Origin of the sequence: Ruegeria meonggei, from assembly GCF_042768335.1 — a bacterium.
Classification (GTDB): Bacteria; Pseudomonadota; Alphaproteobacteria; order Rhodobacterales; family Rhodobacteraceae; genus Ruegeria; species Ruegeria meonggei.
Window position 1 is genome coordinate 3,367,983 of record NZ_JAXHBT010000001.1, and the last position, 16,297, is coordinate 3,384,279.

A 16,297-nucleotide genomic window follows, 5' to 3' on the forward strand; every position below is an offset into this window, starting at 1 on the left:
CGTGATGGCTATTCTGGGAGGTAAGCGATTGGAAAGACGTCTCGCCGCGATACTTGCTGCCGATGTCGTCGGCTACAGCCGCCTGATTCGCGACGACGAGACAGGCGTTCTGGCGACGGTCAAAGCCCATCGAGAACGGTTCTTCGAACCCGTTCTGACCGCTCGAAATGGACGCATCGTGAAACTGATGGGCGACGGCTTGCTGATCGAGTTCGCCAGCGCGGTCGAGGCCGTGCGCTGTGCCGTGACGATGCAGCACTATGTTGTGGCTGACAACGTGGACGTGCCGCAAGATGACCGGGTGCGATACCGAATCGGCCTCAATGTCGGCGACATCGTCGTGGATCAAGGCGATATTCACGGTGATGGCGTCAATGTCGCGGCGCGGATCGAAAGCCTGGCCGAGCCCGATGGCATCTTAATGTCAGCCAGTGTTTTTGAGCAGGTGAAGGCCAAGCTTGATCTGACCTTCAAAGACACAGGGATGCATAGGGTGAAAAACATCGCCGAGCCTGTGCACGTGTTCAGCCTGGTCATGGATGACAAGGCCACAGCCATCGTGTCCTCCATTGCGCCCATTGCGGAAAAGCCTGGCAAAGGTCGGCTAGTCATCGGGGCCAGCATTATTTTTGCTCTGATCTTGAGTATCGCCGCTTGGTGGCAACCTTGGTCTTCGACGCGATCTAGTGCCTCTGGGGAACTGGCTGCGCCGATCTCGGGCAAACCCTCTATCGCGGTCATGGCGTTTGACAATCTCAACAACGATTCCAGCCAAGATTACCTCAGCGACGGGCTGAGCGAAAACATCTTGACGGCGTTGTCCCGGTTCTCTGACTTTTTTGTTGTCGCACGCAATTCGACGTTTTCGTACAAGGACAATCCGGCAGACATCCAGCATGTGTCACAGGAACTGGGCGTCCGCTACATCGTTGAAGGCGGCGTACAGATTGGGGGGGATCGCCTGCGTGTGACGTCCCAGCTGATCGACGCGACAACTGGCCAGAATATTTGGGCCGACAGCTATGACCGCGACCTGCAGGGCATTTTTTCGGTCCAGGATGAGATTACGCGCACTGTGGCATCGCTTTTGTCGACGAATATCGACCTGGCTGAATATAACCGTTTGAAACATCAGCCAACCGAAAGCCTTGGCGCATATGAGTTGCGCAAACGCGCGCAGGAGGAATGGTTTACCTTTACCAAGGACGGCAATATCCGGGCCGAAGAGCTGAGCGCGAAGGCAATCGAGCTCGACCCTAACTATGCAGGCGCCTATGTGGAAAACGCCTGGGCGCATATAAATGGGTATCGCTGGGGGTGGACAAACACCCTGACGCGCGAGGCATCACTTGAACGCGCGTTTAAGATGGCCAGGAAAGCCATTGAACTGGAGCCGTTCAATTTCAAGGGCCATTGGGCTTTGGCCAACGCAACGACCCAAAGCGGCAACCTGGAGCGCGCAGCGGCCTTGTATGACAAAGCGATTTCTCTCAACCCGAACTCGGCGTCTGTGCTGGCGGATTCCATCGATCCCGTGGTCTATGGCGGCAACGCGCCCGAAGCTGTTGAGCGCATGAAACTGGCGATCCGCCTGAACCCGCATCATCAGGACTGGTATCTTTGGAACCTGGGCTGGGCGCAGTACTTCGCCGGGGATTACCAAGAGGCCAAATCGTCCATCGAACAGATGGCCGAAATCCCGGACGGGTTGAAGCGCACTTATGCGCCGGTCTTGTTGCGCCTTGGGCTCAGCGATGAGGCCCAAACAGTCATTGATGCGTTTTTGACGGCCAATCCCGATTTCACCATTCAGGAAGCTCAACAAGCGCCGTTCAAAAGCGAGGCATATCTGGCCCGATGGGTAGAAGACTTACGGGAATTGGGCGTGCCGGAGGTTAAGGAATGAACGCAATTCCGGTTTCGTAAAGTGAGTGCCCTAGCGGTGGGCAGACCGCTGCCGGATAAGTGTCAGGTCGAAGCGTTAGCGCGCAAAAAGGGGCTGCCTTTTCAAGCCGCCCCTGGGAAACTTGGTATCGGACACAGCCCTAGGATGCTGCCTTCATCAAACCCTGTTCGATGATATCAGCCTGCGCCTCATCCAGAGATTTGAGGATGCGCTCGAACATCTCATCAATGTCCGAAAGCGTCAGGACCAGCGGGGGTGAGATGATCAACCGGTCGCCCACATGGCGCATGATCAGGTTGTTGCCGAAACACCGATCACGGCAGATATAGCCGATTGTTCCCGGCTCGGACGCGAATTTGGCGCGGCTTGCCTTGTCCGGGGTCAGTGCAATCGAGGCCATCATACCGACGATCTTGGCCTCACCGACCAGAGGGTGATCAGCCAGCGCTTCCCACTTTTGTTTCAGGTAGGGCGCGGCCACATCGCGGACGTGTTCGACGATTTTTTCCTCTTCGAGAATGCGCAGGTTCTCAAGCGCCACCGCAGCCGCAACCGGGTGGCCGGAGTAGGTGTAGCCGTGGTTGAACTCGGTGCTGCCGATCACCTCGGCGATCTCGTCATTGACGATCGACCCACCGATGGGTGCATAGCCCGAGCTCAGGCCCTTGGCTATGGTCATGATATCCGGGCGGATGCCCACCGTTTGCGAACCGAACCAATTGCCGGTGCGGCCAAAGCCGCAGATCACTTCGTCCGCAATCAGCAGAATATCGTATTTGTCGCAAATTCGCTGAATCTCGGGCCAGTAGGTTTCGGGCGCGACAATCACACCGCCCGCGCCCTGCACCGGTTCTGCGATGAAGGCCGCGACCCGGTCTTCGCCCAGCTCTTGAATGGCCTCTTCCAGTTCACGCGCGCGGGCCAAGCCGAATTCTTCGGGGGTCATGTCGCCCCCCTCGGCCCACCAGTTCGGCTGGTTGATGTGATGGATATTCGGGATCGGAATGCCGCCCTGCGCATGCATGCCAACCATCCCCCCCAGTGAGGCGGACCCCACCGAGGACCCGTGATAGGCGTTTTTTCGGCTGATGATGATGTTCTTGTCGGCATGGCCCTTTTCGGCCCAATAGGTGCGCACAAGGCGGATATTGGTGTCGTTGGCCTCAGAGCCGCCAGCGGCAAAGAACACATGGTTCAGATCGCCCGGTGCCAGCTCGGCCAGTTTCGCGGCCAGAGCAATGGCGGGCACATGGGTCGTTTTGAAGAAAGTATTGTAATAGGGCAACTCACGCATCTGACGGGCAGCAGCGTCGGCCAGTTCATCGCGGCCGTACCCGATATTGACGCACCACAGGCCCGCCATGGCGTCCAGAATCTCTTCGCCCTCGCTGTCTGTCAGATACACGCCCTTGGCGCGGGTGATAACGCGTGCGCCTTCTTTCCCAAGTGGTCCATTGGCGGAGAACGGGTGCATGTGATGCGCCGCATCAAGCGCCTGCAATTCGGCTGTCGGCATGTGATTTGTGATGGTGGACATCGGAGAATCTCCTGCATGGGCGTTTGCCAATCACAATATGATCAAATTTTTCCCTGTCAATCGAATCGGGCGATTCTAACCGCTGACCAGCGCGTCCATCATCAGTTCCATCCCTTGCGCAATGTCCTGAGCGGTGGCTTTTGCCACCTTCTCGGCGTCCTGGGCGCGCAAAGCGGTGATAATGTCCTTGTGACGATCCGGCAGGCTTTGCGTGCCAAACCGGCCGCATACAACGCGCAACGACGGGCCGAACCTCAGCCACAGACGCTCGGCCAGATCGCTGAGAATCAGAGCATCCGCGTGGGAATACAGCATTTCATGAAACTTGTGGTTGAGATGCAGATAGCCGCCGACATCCCCTTCGGTGATCATTCGGTCCAGCCGCTGATCGATATGTTCAAGACGGTCGATATCCTCGGTGTTCATATTCGTCGCCGCGCGTCTGGAAAGTTCTGATTCTATTGAGATTCTAGCAAAAATCATCTGTTCGACATCCCTGCCGGACAATAGCGGAACGCTGACCCTGCGGTTTCCCTGAAACACCAGCGCGCCGTCGGATATCAGACGCCGGATTGCTTCGCGCACCGGGGTCATTCCGACACCCAGCGAATCAGTCAACCCTTGGATGGTAACGGGCTGTCCGGGCACCAGTTCCCCGTACATGATCTTTGATTTGAGAGTGTGATAGACCTGCTCGTGGGCGGGACGTTTTTCCGCCTCAGCCTTTGTGTCCAATGACTTATTTTTGATCAAATCCAATTGGTTTGCCCTGATTCCACTGTTGTTTCCTTGCCAGGTGCCTGACCCCGTGAAACCATACGAAAGATCGAGGGAAAACGCAAAACTTGATCAAATCCAAAAAAACGGGAAAATACCCGTACACTTGCAGGGAGAAAAAAATGACTATCAAAACGCTGACCATGACAGCGGTCATCGCACTAGGGGCGTCGGCAGCCTTTGCCGACGAAGTGCGCGTTTACAACTGGTCCGACTATATCGACGAAGACCTTTTGACCAAATTCGAAGAAGAAACCGGTCTGGAACTTATCTATGACGTGTTCGACAGCAACGAGGTGCTGGAGACCAAGATGCTCGCCGGCGGTTCGGGCTATGACGTTGTGGTGCCGTCCGGCACATTCCTTCAACGGCAGATTCAGGCCGGTGCGTTTCAGGAACTGGATGCGGCCAAACTGGCGAACAATGGCAATCTCTGGGATGTTATTCAGGAACGGACTGCGGGGTATGATCCCAACAATGCTTACTCGATCAACTACATGTGGGGCACCACTGGCATCGGTGTAAATGTCGCTAAGGTCAAAGAAGCCCTGGGTGATGATGTTACTCTGAACAGTATGGATTTGGTTCTGAAGCCCGAGAATATGGAAAAGCTGGCTGCTTGTGGCGTGCATTTTCTGGATGCACCGGCCGAAATCATCCCGATGGTGCTACAGTTTATGGGTGAGGACCCGGACAGCCACGACACGGACGTTATTGCCAAGACCGAAGAGGTTCTGGCCAGTGTCCGCCCGCATATCCAAAAGTTCCATAGCTCAGAGTACATCAACGCGCTGGCCAATGGAGACATCTGTGTGGCCGTCGGTTGGTCAGGTGACATCCTGCAGGCGCGCGACCGTGCGGCTGAGGCCGACAACGGTGTGGAAATCGAATACCACCCCTTTGCCGAAGGCTCATTGATGTGGTTCGATCAAATGGCGATTCCGGTGGATGCGCCGAACCCGGAAGGTGCGCATAAGTTCCTGAATTTCATCCTTGATGCCAGCAATATGGCGGCTGCGTCGAACTATGTGTACTACGCCAACGGCAACAAAGCCGCGCAAGAGTTCCTTGCAGAGGACGTGATCGGTGATCCGGCAATTTATCCGGACGATGCGACCATGCAGAACCTGTACATCACGACGCCCTATCCAGCGAAAACGCAGCGGACCGTGACCCGCCTGTGGACCAAGATCAAATCGGGCACCTGATCCGATGTATCTGCGCAAGGCGGCGTGCCCGCCTTGCCCCTTTTTCCAGTCCGTCGAACGGGGGCCGTTTTGAACTCTACCGTCTTTGCGCCGTGGGAAGATCCACAGGCGAAACCCTTGATCCAGTTCCAGAATGTCACCAAACGGTTTGGTGAGTTTACGGCCATCGACAATCTGTCCTTGGATATTTTCGAGCAGGAATTCTTTGCCTTGCTGGGGCCTTCGGGCTGCGGCAAGACGACCATGATGCGGATGCTGGCCGGGTTTGAAAAACCCAGCGAAGGGCATATTCTGCTGGGTGGTCAGGACATCGATCCGATCCCGCCGAACAAACGGGCGGTGAACATGATGTTCCAGTCCTACGCCCTGTTCCCTCACCTCAGCATCTGGGAAAACATCGCTTTCGGCCTGCGCCGGGACAACATGCCCAAACATGACCTTGAAGAGCGGGTCGAAGAGATGCTGCGCCTGACCCGGCTGGAGCAATTCGCCCGCCGCAAGCCGCATCAGATATCAGGCGGACAGCGACAGCGGGTTGCCCTGGCGCGATCCCTGGCCAAAGCGCCAAAGCTGCTGTTGCTAGATGAACCTTTGGGTGCTTTGGACAAAAAACTGCGGCAGGATACGCAGTTTGAACTGATGGATATCCAAGAGAAAACCGGCACCACCTTTGTGATCGTCACCCACGATCAGGAAGAGGCCATGACCGTCGCCAGCCGTGTTGCGGTCATGGATCAGGGCAAGCTGATGCAGGTGGCGACGCCAGACAAAATCTATGAGAACCCCAACTCAGTCTATGTGGCCGACTTTATCGGTGATGTGAATATTATCGCGGGCCGGGCGACGGCAAACGGCGATGAAACCTACCAGATCGATTGGGCCGAAGGGCAGACGCCATTGACGGCGTCTTCCGCAAGCGGGGTTTCGAATGGGCAATCCTGCCATCTGGCAATCCGTCCCGAAAAGGTGACGATTTCCGCCGAACGCCCGTCAGAGGCGATCAACGCTGTTCAGGGAAAGGTGCATGACATTGCCTATCTGGGCAATCTGTCGACCTATTATGTTGAACTGGCAAACGGCACGATCATGAAGGCGCAGACGGCCAATACCCGCCGTATCTCGCGCCGGTCGTTCACATGGGAAGACCCGGTCTGGCTGTCCTGGACAGCAACCGCCGCGGTTTTGCTGGCAGACTGATGCGCCGCGCTCTTCTGATTGCCATTCCCTATGTCTGGTTGTTGGCGCTGTTTCTGGTGCCGTTTTTCATTGTCCTGAAAATCTCGCTGTCGGATATCGAGCTGGCCATCCCACCCTATACGCCGACGCTGGATTTGTCGCAGGGCTGGGCCGGGATCCGAGACTTTTTCAGCCAGCTCGACTTTGAGAACTTTGTCTGGCTGACCGAGGACGACCTCTATTGGAAAGCCTACCTGTCCAGCGTCAAGATCGCGCTGATCTCTACCGTTCTGACGCTGATTGTCGGATACCCTATCGCCTATGGCATGGCGCGCGCGCCTACGGAATGGCGACCGACACTGATGATGCTGGTAATTCTGCCCTTCTGGACCTCGTTTCTGATCCGGGTTTATGCGTGGATGGGTATCCTGTCGAATGAAGGGTATCTGAACCAGATTCTGCTGTGGACGGGCATCATCTCGACCCCGCTGACCATTCTGAACACCAATACGGCGGTCTATATCGGAATCGTCTACACCTATCTGCCCTTCATGATCCTGCCGATCTATTCGGCGCTGGAGCGTATGGACGAATCCCTGATCGAAGCGGCCGAGGATCTGGGCTGCTCGCGGGTTCAGGCGTTCTGGCTGGTGACCATCCCGCTGTCACGCCCCGGCATCATTGCAGGGTGCTTTCTTGTGATGATCCCGGTTATTGGAGAGTTCGTGATCCCATCGCTTTTGGGCGGATCCGGTACGTTGATGATCGGCAAGGTGCTGTGGGAGGAGTTCTTCTCGAACCGCGACTGGCCGGTGGCCAGCGCCGTGGCGGTGGTTCTGCTGCTGATCCTTGTGGTCCCGATCGTGTTGTTCCAGCGCAATCAGCAAAAACAGGCGGAGGCCGAGCAATGAACAGGATGAGCTGGTTCAACACGGTTTCCCTGACACTGGGGTTTGCGTTTCTTTACATCCCGATGATCATTTTGATCATTTTCAGCTTTAACGAAAGCAAGCTGGTCACGGTCTGGGCCGGGTTCTCGACTAAATGGTATGGTGAGTTGCTGCAGAACCAGGCCTTTCTGGATGCGGCCTGGGTCACTGTTCGGGTTGCGGTGTTCTCGTCAACGCTGGCGACCATTCTCGGCACAGCGGCGGCGTATGTTCTGGTACGCGGGGGGCGGTTCTTTGGACGCACCCTGTTTTCCGGCATGATCTACGCGCCGCTGGTGATGCCCGAAGTGATCACCGGCCTGTCCTTGCTGCTGCTCTTTATCGGGATCGGTCTGGATCGGGGCATTTTGACCATCGTTCTGGCGCATACGACCTTTTCGATGTGCTTCGTCTCGGTTGTCGTATCCTCGCGGCTGATTACGTTTGATCAGTCCTTGGAAGAGGCCGCGCTAGATCTTGGATGCACGGCGGCACAGGCCTTTCGTCTGGTTACCCTGCCGATCATTGCGCCTGCGGTGATCTCGGGCTGGTTGTTAGCCTTTACCTTGTCACTGGACGATCTGGTGATTGCGTCGTTCACGTCGGGCCCCTCGGCTACGACCTTGCCAATCAAGATCTTTTCAGCGGTGCGTTTGGGGGTCAGCCCCGAGATCAATGCGCTGTCCACGCTTATGATTGCGGTTGTGACAGTGGGGGTCATTACCGCGTCACTGGTCACGAAACGTGCGATGGTGCGGCAAAAGCAGGACGAAATGGCCGCCGCGCGCGCTGAATGAAACGACTGTACCCGGATTATACCTATGGCCCCGGCCCACGCGACGGGTGCTGGTGGGACGAGACAATTGGCCGCCCGGTCTGGCCGGTTCATCAGGGCGATCAACGTGTTGACGTTGCAATTGTCGGTGGTGGATTCACCGGCCTGTCCGCCGCGTTGCATCTAGCTCGGGCCGGGGCTTCTGTCGCTGTGTTTGAGGCTGAAACACCGGGATGGGGGGCCTCTGGGCGCAATGGCGGATTCTGCTGCCTTGGCGGTTCAAAGCTGAGCCACAAGGCCATGACGCGCCGATACGGGGTCGTTGCCGCACAACGCTATGCCCAGGCCGAAGCGGACGCGGTTCATCTTGTCGCGGATATTCTCGCCACGCACCAAATCGATGCGGATGTACATTCGAAAGGCGAAACTCAGCTGGCTCACACGCCGCGCGCGATGGAAAAGTTGCGTCGGGACGCTGAAGTGTCGGGCATATTGCATGAAACAGGCGACCTACCGGGATTGGGTTTCAGTGGCGGGTTTCATGGCGGGTACACCAATCCCGTCGGCTTTGGTCTGAATCCCAGAAAATACCTGTTCGGGTTGGCGCAGGCCGCCCAATCCCATGGTGCACAGCTGTTTCAGAACAGTGCTGTTCAGGGGATCATACATGGTCAATCCGGGTATGCTGTTCAGACGGTGTCGGGCCGCGTTACAGCGGCTAACGTGCTGGTCTGCACCAATGGCTATTCCAGCGAGGATGTGCCGCCCTGGATGGCTGGCCGCTATATGCCCGTGCAATCCACAGTGCTGGTTACGCGCCCTTTGTCGCAGGCCGAGCTATTGGCCCAGGGTTGGACCACCGACCAGATGTCTTACGACACCCGCAACCTTCTGCATTATTTCCGTCTGATGCCTGACCGGCGGTTTTTGTTCGGTATGCGCGGCGGGCTGCGCTCGTCTTCGGGGGCCGAGGTTGCGATTCGTCGCAAGGTGCACAAAGACTTTGCGCGGATGTTTCCGGCTTGGGCAGATGTCGACGTGACCCATATGTGGTCCGGTATGGTGTGTCTGTCGCGGGGCCTTGTGCCATTTACCGGGCCCGTTGCGGGTCGGGCGGGCATTTATGCTGGCTTTGCTTATCACGGAAACGGGGTGGCGATGGGAACCTATTGCGGGCGGGCATTGGCCCGGTTGGCTCTGGGGAAGGATGCCGAACTTCCGGAACCGATTGCGCGCGCACCGGGCCGATTTCCACTTGGGCTCTGGCGGCGTGTGTTGATGCCACCGGCCTATGCAGTCATGGGGCTCTGGGATTTGTAGAGATTAAAGTGTGGCGATTTCCAGTTCCAAACCTGCGGCATAATCCGGGGCGCCGTTTTCGACCCGCCACAAGCAATACGCTGCCATTCGCCACGCATACCATCGGCGCAGCGCTTTGAAGCGTTCGACTGTATGGGCGTTGTCATAGGCGGCCAGAAACTGATCCTCTTCTTCCCGGCGCAAAGCCGCACCGCGATAGGCATGCTGCATGGCAGGGGACAAGAACAGCGCCAAGTCCTCTGTCGGATCGCCCTGCATCGGGCATTGCCAGTCAATCAGGGTTAGCCCCGACGGCGCGACCAGAATGTTACCGGCCACCGGGTCACCATGGATGAGGCAGGTATGGAGGGTTGGGGCAACCTGTTCAGTGGGGCGCAATTCCTCCAGATGCTGGCGCGCAGGGGATGTGCAGCCATCAAGAATACGCTGACCGTGTCGCTGCAGATCCGTGCTGCCGTTGCAGCCCTTTGGTGCCTCAATAGGCAGGTTGAGCCGATGGAAGGTTTGCAGCAGCACAGCGGCAAGGGCAGGCCCGTCCCGCCAGGGTGAACCCGGCGCATGGTCGTAAAACACCCATTGGCCCAATTTATGCCGGCCGGTGGCGCGCAGGCGGGGAACAAATCCGGTGTGGTCCAACGCCCTCAGGCACTGGGCTTCCAGTGTGGCATCGTTGCGAAACAACGGATTGCGGATCCCGGCGCGATATAGTTTCAGAACCTTGCCGCCATCTTCCCCGATCACTTTCCAGACCTGATTGGTGCGCCCACCATACAGGGTTTGAAACTGCGCCCTGGCTGCGACAAGGCCTTGGTCGCGCAGGTCGTCAACAAGATCCAAAGGTGGGGCGATGAAGTCAGGCAGAGGGGTCACCGGTAGAGCAATCGAGTTGCAGGTTGCACAGGTTTGGCCTGTCCCGCCCAGCAGATCAAGTTCCGGTTCGAACCGCCGCCACTGTTCCTGCCGGTACAATCTGACCACTGTCGAGTGTCAACAGCACCGCATCTTCTCCGACCTGAGCCTCGACAACCTGATGATAGGTAGCTGCCAGCTGTTCTGACAGCAGCTCGTCGCCGTCATAGCTTTCCAATGTGGCCGCGTAAGTGCCGTCTGGCAACGGGCTGCCATCACTTGCAGTGCCGGCCCAGGCAAACTCGGTTTCATTGGTGGGAACCGTGATCCGGTCGATCACCGTCCCGTCGTTGTCGCGGATCACCATAACGGCGCTTGTCGCTGCAGGCTCGGCCTGAGCGAACAATGTTACGGGAGCGCCATCAAATTGAAACGCGGCTGCAGCCCGCACATCCATGCCGACCCAGCTGGCCAGTTCCTCAAGATTCACACTGCCCAAAGACAGTGCCAGATCGGACAGTAGATCATTGGTCTGAACCTGCTGTTCTACCATCGAGAACTGCGCCAGTTGCGACGCATATTCCGAGGAATCCAGCGGTTCAAGCGGGTCCTGATTACGTGCTTGTGCCGACAGCATCAGCAGAAATGTCTCAAAGTCCGAAGCCAGGCCCGAAGTCTTTGACTGTGCAGCTGTTGCGGTCGGCGTATTGGTCTGGGTTGTTGATTGCGTTGGGGTAATCATACTCACATCCTTATATCGATACGCCCGTCAGCCCCCATGCGGGCCGGGGTCGGGCCGTCTTCGGCTCTGTTTTCCGGGGGTGGGGTGGAAAACGCTGTGCTGTCCTCGCCCGGTGATCCGTCTTGCCGGGCATCGGACGACGTGCCCAGATCAAAGGACAGGTCCCCCAGACCAAGATTGCGGAACTCGGCTTCAAGGACCGACAGGTGCCGCCGCATCATTTCAAGGGTTTCCGGACGCTCTGCCGCAATTGCCAGATGCAGCCCGTCGTCGCGCCCGTTCAGAACGATCGAAACACGCCCCAGCTCCTCTGGATTCAGCGCGATTTCGATGACGCCAGAGTGGGGACGCGCAGTGATGGACGTCGCCATTTGTCCCGCGATCGCACGCGCGACTTCCGCCCGGGCCGTTGCCGTCATGGCTTGTACGGTTGGCCCGGCGTCGCGGGTCGGCGAAAACAACTGCGAGTCGCGCATTGGTTGAACGTCTTCAACCTCGCGTAATGACGAGGCGTCTGTCTGGGATGCGGTCTTTTCCGTCGCCAGCAACTGCATCTGAACAAAGGTCGGTGCGCGATCCTGCGCGGTCGGCTGTTTTGGCGTGACACCAGCGGAGGTTTGGATCCGGAGCGAGTCGCGATCCGGGTCAAAGGAGGTGCCCAAATCGGGCACACCTTGCGGGCGCGTTTCAGGACTGATTGACACCGCAGATCCGTCTTTTGGTTGGGGTGCTGCGGACTGCATCGCTCTTGGATGCGCATGCCCCTGCCCAAGTATCTGAAAGGCGGAATGGACAGTTGGCTGCGGCTGGTTTGCCTGCCCGGCAGGCGCTTCGGCAGGTCGCTTGTGTGATTGTTCAACATCAGCCTGGGCTTTTTGAGGGGGCTGCGTCGCAACCAAGGCAGGCTCGACGCGTTTCTCAACGGTCTCATTCTGGGCGGGTGTTGCTAAAACCGGCACCTCTGGCAGCAGGGAATCCTCTGAAGCAACGGCGATTTCCGCCACGCCACCTTCTTCCGTGAGATCCGCTTCAGCCTCGGGTTCCGGGACCTGAACCGCTGACTGTTCTAACAATTCAGAAGGCTGTTTGGCCTCTTGCTCCATAACCGTTTGAAAAGAAGCCGCGGCTTGCGAATCGGGGCGTTCCTGCGTGTTCGCCTCGGATTTTGCGGCGGCATTGGGCGATGACAGCATCACTGAAAGAGGGTTGGGCATTCTGCTCCGGCTCCGATTGTGTGACCGGAAACCTGCCTGCAGGAAGTTACATTTATTTTAACTGCTTTCGCCTTTGATCAAGAAAGTTCGATGCAAATTTCGGAGAAAGCGATGAAGATTTCTGCGACCCCGCCCCCCGCGCAGGCCCCCACAACGGCTGAGCGAATGCAGTCCGCAGCCGTCGAGTTGGAGGCTGCGTTTTTGACAGTCATGCTCAAGTCCGCAGGGCTGGGCAAGGCGCGCCAGTCCTTGGGCGGAGGTGCGGGGGAAGACCAGTTTTCCTCGTTCCTTGTGCAGCAACAGGCGCAACAGCTGGCCAAATCCGGCGGTGTGGGCCTGTCCGAAATCCTGTTCCAGTCCTTGATGGAGAAAGCCGATGCCGACCAAACCCGAAACTGACCTGATCAGATCCCTCGAAGAAGTGCTGGATCTTGAACGTACCGCGCTGGTCGATGGTGACCTTGATCGGCTGAACCAAATGGCGCCCGAAAAAGAAAAGCTGATCGGTGCGGTCAATGACATGCAGGTTTTTGACAGCGACGATTTGATGCGTCTTCAGAAAAAGGTCACACGAAACCAGGCCTTGTTGAACAGCGCGGCCGAAGGGATTCGCGCCGTTGCCGGTCGTATGGCGGAACTTCGGCGTGTGCGGCAGGAGTTCAGCACCTATGGCGCGGACGGGCAACGCAGCGGGTTTTCGGTGCGTGGCAATAAGAAGCTGGAGAAACGGGCATAGCCACGGGTTTAAAACAAATCCGAATTTTCTGGCCGCGGCACCTTAGCACTCCGTTAGGAGATCGACGTCAAAGGTGGTCGGGCACCTGAACAGCAGGTGGCGCGAACAGCCCGACGGCGGGTCGCAGTGATCAGAAAGATGTCAAAGCCCGCAATTGGTGCGGGAAAGCATGGGCGCAAAGGGCCCGAACGGAAAAGGAAGAAAGCTATGTCCAGCATTCTGACCAATAATGGCGCAATGGTTGCGCTGCAGACCCTGAAATCAGTCAATAAGAACCTGGCGCAAACCCAGAGCGCGATCTCGACCGGTAAGGACGTTGCAACTGCCAAGGACAACTCAGCCGTCTGGGCGATCTCCAAAGTCATGGAGTCTGACGTCAAGGGCTTCAACGCGATCAAAGACAGCCTGGCACTGGGTGAGTCAACTGTTGCAGTGGCGCGAAACGCGTCGGAAACCGTGACGGACCTTCTGACCCAGATGAAGGAAAAGATCGTCGCGGCACAGGAAGACAACGTTGACCGCGATAAAATCCAGACGGATGTGACCGCTTTGCGGGAGCAGATCAACTCGGTTGTCGGTGCTGCTCAATTCAACGGGCTCAACCTGGTTAATGGAGGATCTGCGTCGATCCTGTCTTCGTTGGATCGTGACAACACCGGTGCTGTGACGGCGTCGTCGATTGCTGTTGCCGGACAAGACCTGTCCATTGGTGGTTACGTCGCCAAAGACGTTCTTGCGACTTCGGATGGTGTGACAACCGATGGCGATGTGGCTGGTTTCACCATGGACCGTACCGCGGGTACTGGTGATATCGTAATCGACAGCTCAGCGGCCAACTTTGTAGTTGGTGACAGTATTTCGATCAGAGTTGGCGATCAGGAAGTGTCCTATACAATTCAGGGCAGCGATCTTGATCCATCGGGAACCTATGACGCGAACTACACTGACGCACTTGTCGCCGTTGGCCTTAAGAACCAGGTGGATGCGCTTGGTATTACGGGTGTTGCTGTCGATTATGATTCTTCCGGTGCACCGAATACGCTGTCCTTTGCCACGGGTACTGCTGCGGCCGGTGCGGATGCAAATCAGGACGTTACGGTGTCGGCTCAGTTCACCAACGCGGGTTCTGGCGGACTTGGTGCCCTGTCATCGATTAACGTTTCAACAGGTGCCGGAGCAATTGCTGCGCTGGGGACCATCGAAGGCCTGATCGACACCGCCATCGACGCATCGGCGGCGTTTGGTTCGGCACAGGGCCGGATTGAAACCCAGCAAGAGTTCATCTCGAACCTGTCGGATTCGTTCAAGTCGGGTATTGGCTCGCTGGTTGATGCCGACATGGAAGAGACATCGGCCCGTCTGCAAGCCCTGCAGGTACAGCAGCAGCTGGCCACACAGTCTCTGTCGATCGCCAACCAGGCGCCACAGTCGATCCTGTCGCTGTTCCGTTAAGTTTCGAAACCTGACCGGGGCGCGGAAACGCGCCCCGATCCTGACCGCCAGAAGACGGACCATTGGAAGGATTTAAAGTGACACCGCAATCTCTTGCACATCGGGCCTACGCTCAGACCGCAGCCCCCGCGCGCACCCCGCGCGACACCGAGTACGAGGCTATTTCAAAAATCACGCACCGACTCAAAGCCGCGGCCACCCGGCAAAAGACCGATTTCGGAGGGTTCGTACAGGCACTGCATGAAAACCGCCGCCTATGGACCGTTCTGGCCAGCGGTGTCGCGGATTCAGACAACGCGTTGCCAAACGAATTGCGTGCACGGATTTTCTATCTGGCTGAATTCACCGAGCAGCACAGCAGCCAGATTTTGGGTAACAAGGCAACGGTGGAGCCCTTGCTTGAAATCAATATGGCTGTCCTGCGTGGCTTGCGACAGATGGGTGCAAGCTGATGGGGGGCCTGGTTCTGAAGCTGGCCCCGAAAGAGAGGGTATTGATCAATGGCGTGGTCGTGGAAAACGGGGACCGCCGCAGCCGGTTCTCGATCATGACGCCACAAGCGAACGTCCTGCGACTGCGCGACGCCATTCATCCTGACGAAGCTAATACGCCTGTGCGGCGTGTATGTTACGCTGCTCAGCTTGTGCTGTCAGGTGATATGGAGCCGGACCAGGCCCGTCAGCAACTGCTGCGGCGGGTCGAGGAACTAAGCCGGGTGTTCACCGACGCCGACAGTCACCGGGTGCTGTCCGAGGCCACCGAAGCTTTGTTGGCTGAACAGTATTACAAATGTCTGAAATCTCTGCGTGCCTTGTTGCCTCGAGAAGAGCGATTGATGGCCTATCAGCAATGACTTTCCAGCCTGTCATCCCCACAGGCGGCATTGTCGGCTGGCGCTTTCTGCAGCGTAGCTACGATACACAGCTCGACAGCTATGCGTCTTCGGCCGTCAACGAAAGGGAGACGCAGTATTTCCTGGAGAAGATCGCAAAGGTGCAATCGGCAGAGGATCTGGTGTCTGATCGTCGTTTGCTGCAAGTGGCATTGGGTGCGTTTGGGTTGGAAGATGACATAAACAACCGCTATTTCATTCAGAAGGTGCTGTCTGATGGCACTAACGCAGATGATGCGCTGTCCAACCGTCTGTCCGACAAAAGATACCGTGAGTTTTCTGCGGCGTTTGGGTTGGGACCGGGGGATGTGCGCAAGACGGGGTTGATCACCAATATGGAAGAGATCGCGCGTGACAATGTCGTCTCGCGGTTCGAAATTGCCGTTGGTGAATCAGATGAGAGGATGCGCATTTCCCTTTATGCGCAGCATGCCCTGTCTGATTTGGCCTCTCAAACTGGCAGCGCGGACACCAAGTGGTTTGATCTGATGGGCCTGCCGCCGCTGCGAAGTATGATGGAAACCGCGCTTGGACTTCCATCCAGTTTTGGGGGGCTGGATATCGATCGGCAGTTAGAGGTTTTCAAAGACCGGCTGTCAAGTGTGACGGGCTCTGATGATCTGGCGCAGTTTACGGATGAGGCCGCAGTTGCACAGCTGACAGATCGATTCCTTGCGCGCAGCCAGATTGCCCAATTGCAAAGCGCGATATCGCCCGCTCAAACCGCTTTGATCCTGCTGGGTGGGTAACAAGGCCCAAGGTTCCGGCGCATTTTGGAGTATAG

17 protein-coding genes are annotated in these 16,297 nt (G+C 57.3%); 12 read left to right on the forward strand and 5 right to left on the reverse strand.

Annotated elements, in window-relative coordinates; genetic code table 11:
• Window positions 1-28: 28 nt before the first annotated feature.
• Window positions 29-1,906 (forward strand): adenylate/guanylate cyclase domain-containing protein, encoded by a 1,878-nt coding sequence (locus SJY13_RS16685; protein ID WP_377192445.1) that lies wholly within the window; start codon window positions 29-31, stop codon window positions 1,904-1,906.
• 139 nt (window positions 1,907-2,045) lie between these two features.
• On the opposite strand, the gene SJY13_RS16690 is transcribed toward SJY13_RS16685, so the two are convergent.
• Together SJY13_RS16690 and SJY13_RS16695 are read right to left on the reverse strand one after the other, a co-directional pair.
• Window positions 2,046-3,443 carry an aspartate aminotransferase family protein gene (locus SJY13_RS16690; protein WP_377192447.1) on the reverse strand — a complete coding sequence of 466 codons (1,398 nt, stop codon included), beginning with the start codon at window positions 3,441-3,443 and terminating at the stop codon, window positions 2,046-2,048.
• A gap of 75 nt (window positions 3,444-3,518) precedes the next feature.
• Window positions 3,519-4,202 carry a GntR family transcriptional regulator gene (locus SJY13_RS16695; protein WP_377192449.1) on the reverse strand — a complete coding sequence of 228 codons (684 nt, stop codon included), beginning with the start codon at window positions 4,200-4,202 and terminating at the stop codon, window positions 3,519-3,521.
• Window positions 4,203-4,342: 140 nt separating this feature from the next.
• On the opposite strand from SJY13_RS16695, the gene SJY13_RS16700 reads away from it, so the two are divergent.
• From SJY13_RS16700 to SJY13_RS16720, 5 genes are all read left to right on the forward strand, one after another.
• Window positions 4,343-5,428, forward strand: a complete 1,086-nt coding sequence (locus SJY13_RS16700; protein WP_085823429.1) for a polyamine ABC transporter substrate-binding protein — start codon at window positions 4,343-4,345, stop codon at window positions 5,426-5,428.
• Between the two features lie 69 nt (window positions 5,429-5,497).
• The gene (locus SJY13_RS16705) at window positions 5,498-6,625 is read left to right on the forward strand and encodes an ABC transporter ATP-binding protein (RefSeq protein ID WP_085823492.1); all 1,128 of its coding nucleotides are present in this window, start codon (window positions 5,498-5,500) and stop codon (window positions 6,623-6,625) included.
• Entirely contained in the window at window positions 6,625-7,515 is an 891-nt protein-coding gene (locus tag SJY13_RS16710; protein WP_085823428.1) for an ABC transporter permease subunit, read from the forward strand. Before SJY13_RS16705 ends, SJY13_RS16710 begins: the two co-directional genes overlap by 1 nt.
• On the forward strand, window positions 7,512-8,330 hold the full coding sequence (locus SJY13_RS16715; RefSeq protein ID WP_085823427.1) for an ABC transporter permease: 819 nt from the start codon (window positions 7,512-7,514) through the stop codon (window positions 8,328-8,330). The genes SJY13_RS16710 and SJY13_RS16715 overlap by 4 nt, the downstream gene beginning before the upstream one ends.
• Window positions 8,327-9,628 (forward strand): NAD(P)/FAD-dependent oxidoreductase, encoded by a 1,302-nt coding sequence (locus SJY13_RS16720; protein WP_377192451.1) that lies wholly within the window; start codon window positions 8,327-8,329, stop codon window positions 9,626-9,628. The genes SJY13_RS16715 and SJY13_RS16720 overlap by 4 nt, the downstream gene beginning before the upstream one ends.
• Window positions 9,629-9,631: 3 nt before the next feature.
• Here SJY13_RS16720 and SJY13_RS16725 read toward each other — a convergent pair whose 3' ends face one another.
• From SJY13_RS16725 to SJY13_RS16735, 3 genes are read right to left on the reverse strand one after another with little or no spacing between them, the layout of a single operon-like run.
• Window positions 9,632-10,606, reverse strand: coding sequence for a phosphotransferase (locus tag SJY13_RS16725; RefSeq protein WP_377192453.1), 975 nt, complete (start codon window positions 10,604-10,606; stop codon window positions 9,632-9,634).
• The gene (locus tag SJY13_RS16730; RefSeq protein ID WP_377192455.1) at window positions 10,554-11,219 is read right to left on the reverse strand and encodes a flagellar hook capping FlgD N-terminal domain-containing protein; all 666 of its coding nucleotides are present in this window, start codon (window positions 11,217-11,219) and stop codon (window positions 10,554-10,556) included. The genes SJY13_RS16725 and SJY13_RS16730 overlap by 53 nt, the downstream gene beginning before the upstream one ends.
• A gap of 2 nt (window positions 11,220-11,221) precedes the next feature.
• Entirely contained in the window at window positions 11,222-12,433 is a 1,212-nt protein-coding gene (locus SJY13_RS16735; protein WP_377192457.1) for a flagellar hook-length control protein FliK, read from the reverse strand.
• A gap of 111 nt (window positions 12,434-12,544) precedes the next feature.
• Here SJY13_RS16735 and SJY13_RS16740 point away from each other — a divergent pair, with 111 nt between their 5' ends.
• The 6 genes from SJY13_RS16740 (at window position 12,545) to SJY13_RS16765 (ending at window position 16,262) form a co-directional block, all read left to right on the forward strand.
• On the forward strand, window positions 12,545-12,832 hold the full coding sequence (locus tag SJY13_RS16740) for a rod-binding protein (RefSeq protein WP_377192459.1): 288 nt from the start codon (window positions 12,545-12,547) through the stop codon (window positions 12,830-12,832).
• Window positions 12,810-13,169, forward strand: a complete 360-nt coding sequence (locus tag SJY13_RS16745; RefSeq protein ID WP_377192461.1) for a flagellar biosynthesis protein FlgN — start codon at window positions 12,810-12,812, stop codon at window positions 13,167-13,169. The genes SJY13_RS16740 and SJY13_RS16745 overlap by 23 nt, the downstream gene beginning before the upstream one ends.
• Window positions 13,170-13,376: 207 nt before the next feature.
• The gene (locus SJY13_RS16750; protein ID WP_377192463.1) at window positions 13,377-14,621 is read left to right on the forward strand and encodes a flagellin N-terminal helical domain-containing protein; all 1,245 of its coding nucleotides are present in this window, start codon (window positions 13,377-13,379) and stop codon (window positions 14,619-14,621) included.
• A gap of 77 nt (window positions 14,622-14,698) precedes the next feature.
• Window positions 14,699-15,073 carry a flagellar biosynthesis regulator FlaF gene (gene flaF, locus SJY13_RS16755; RefSeq protein ID WP_085823490.1) on the forward strand — a complete coding sequence of 125 codons (375 nt, stop codon included), beginning with the start codon at window positions 14,699-14,701 and terminating at the stop codon, window positions 15,071-15,073.
• Window positions 15,073-15,474, forward strand: a complete 402-nt coding sequence (gene flbT / locus SJY13_RS16760; RefSeq protein WP_377192465.1) for a flagellar biosynthesis repressor FlbT — start codon at window positions 15,073-15,075, stop codon at window positions 15,472-15,474. Before flaF ends, flbT begins: the two co-directional genes overlap by 1 nt.
• Complete coding sequence (locus SJY13_RS16765; protein ID WP_377192467.1) at window positions 15,471-16,262, forward strand: DUF1217 domain-containing protein; 792 nt, start codon at window positions 15,471-15,473, stop codon at window positions 16,260-16,262. The genes flbT and SJY13_RS16765 overlap by 4 nt, the downstream gene beginning before the upstream one ends.
• Window positions 16,263-16,297: the final 35 nt, after the last annotated feature.

Coding starts and splice junctions, on each gene's coding strand:
- SJY13_RS16740 (WP_377192459.1), top strand. CDS start 12,545: ATGAAGATTTCTGCGACCCCGCCCCCCGCGCAGGCCCCCACAACGGCT.
- SJY13_RS16690 (WP_377192447.1), bottom strand. CDS start 3,443: ATGTCCACCATCACAAATCACATGCCGACAGCCGAATTGCAGGCGCTT.
- SJY13_RS16765 (WP_377192467.1), top strand. CDS start 15,471: ATGACTTTCCAGCCTGTCATCCCCACAGGCGGCATTGTCGGCTGGCGC.
- SJY13_RS16715 (WP_085823427.1), top strand. CDS start 7,512: ATGAACAGGATGAGCTGGTTCAACACGGTTTCCCTGACACTGGGGTTT.
- SJY13_RS16700 (WP_085823429.1), top strand. CDS start 4,343: ATGACTATCAAAACGCTGACCATGACAGCGGTCATCGCACTAGGGGCG.
- SJY13_RS16735 (WP_377192457.1), bottom strand. CDS start 12,433: ATGCCCAACCCTCTTTCAGTGATGCTGTCATCGCCCAATGCCGCCGCA.
- flbT (WP_377192465.1), top strand. CDS start 15,073: ATGGGGGGCCTGGTTCTGAAGCTGGCCCCGAAAGAGAGGGTATTGATC.
- SJY13_RS16730 (WP_377192455.1), bottom strand. CDS start 11,219: ATGATTACCCCAACGCAATCAACAACCCAGACCAATACGCCGACCGCA.
- SJY13_RS16750 (WP_377192463.1), top strand. CDS start 13,377: ATGTCCAGCATTCTGACCAATAATGGCGCAATGGTTGCGCTGCAGACC.
- SJY13_RS16710 (WP_085823428.1), top strand. CDS start 6,625: ATGCGCCGCGCTCTTCTGATTGCCATTCCCTATGTCTGGTTGTTGGCG.
- SJY13_RS16745 (WP_377192461.1), top strand. CDS start 12,810: ATGCCGACCAAACCCGAAACTGACCTGATCAGATCCCTCGAAGAAGTG.
- SJY13_RS16720 (WP_377192451.1), top strand. CDS start 8,327: ATGAAACGACTGTACCCGGATTATACCTATGGCCCCGGCCCACGCGAC.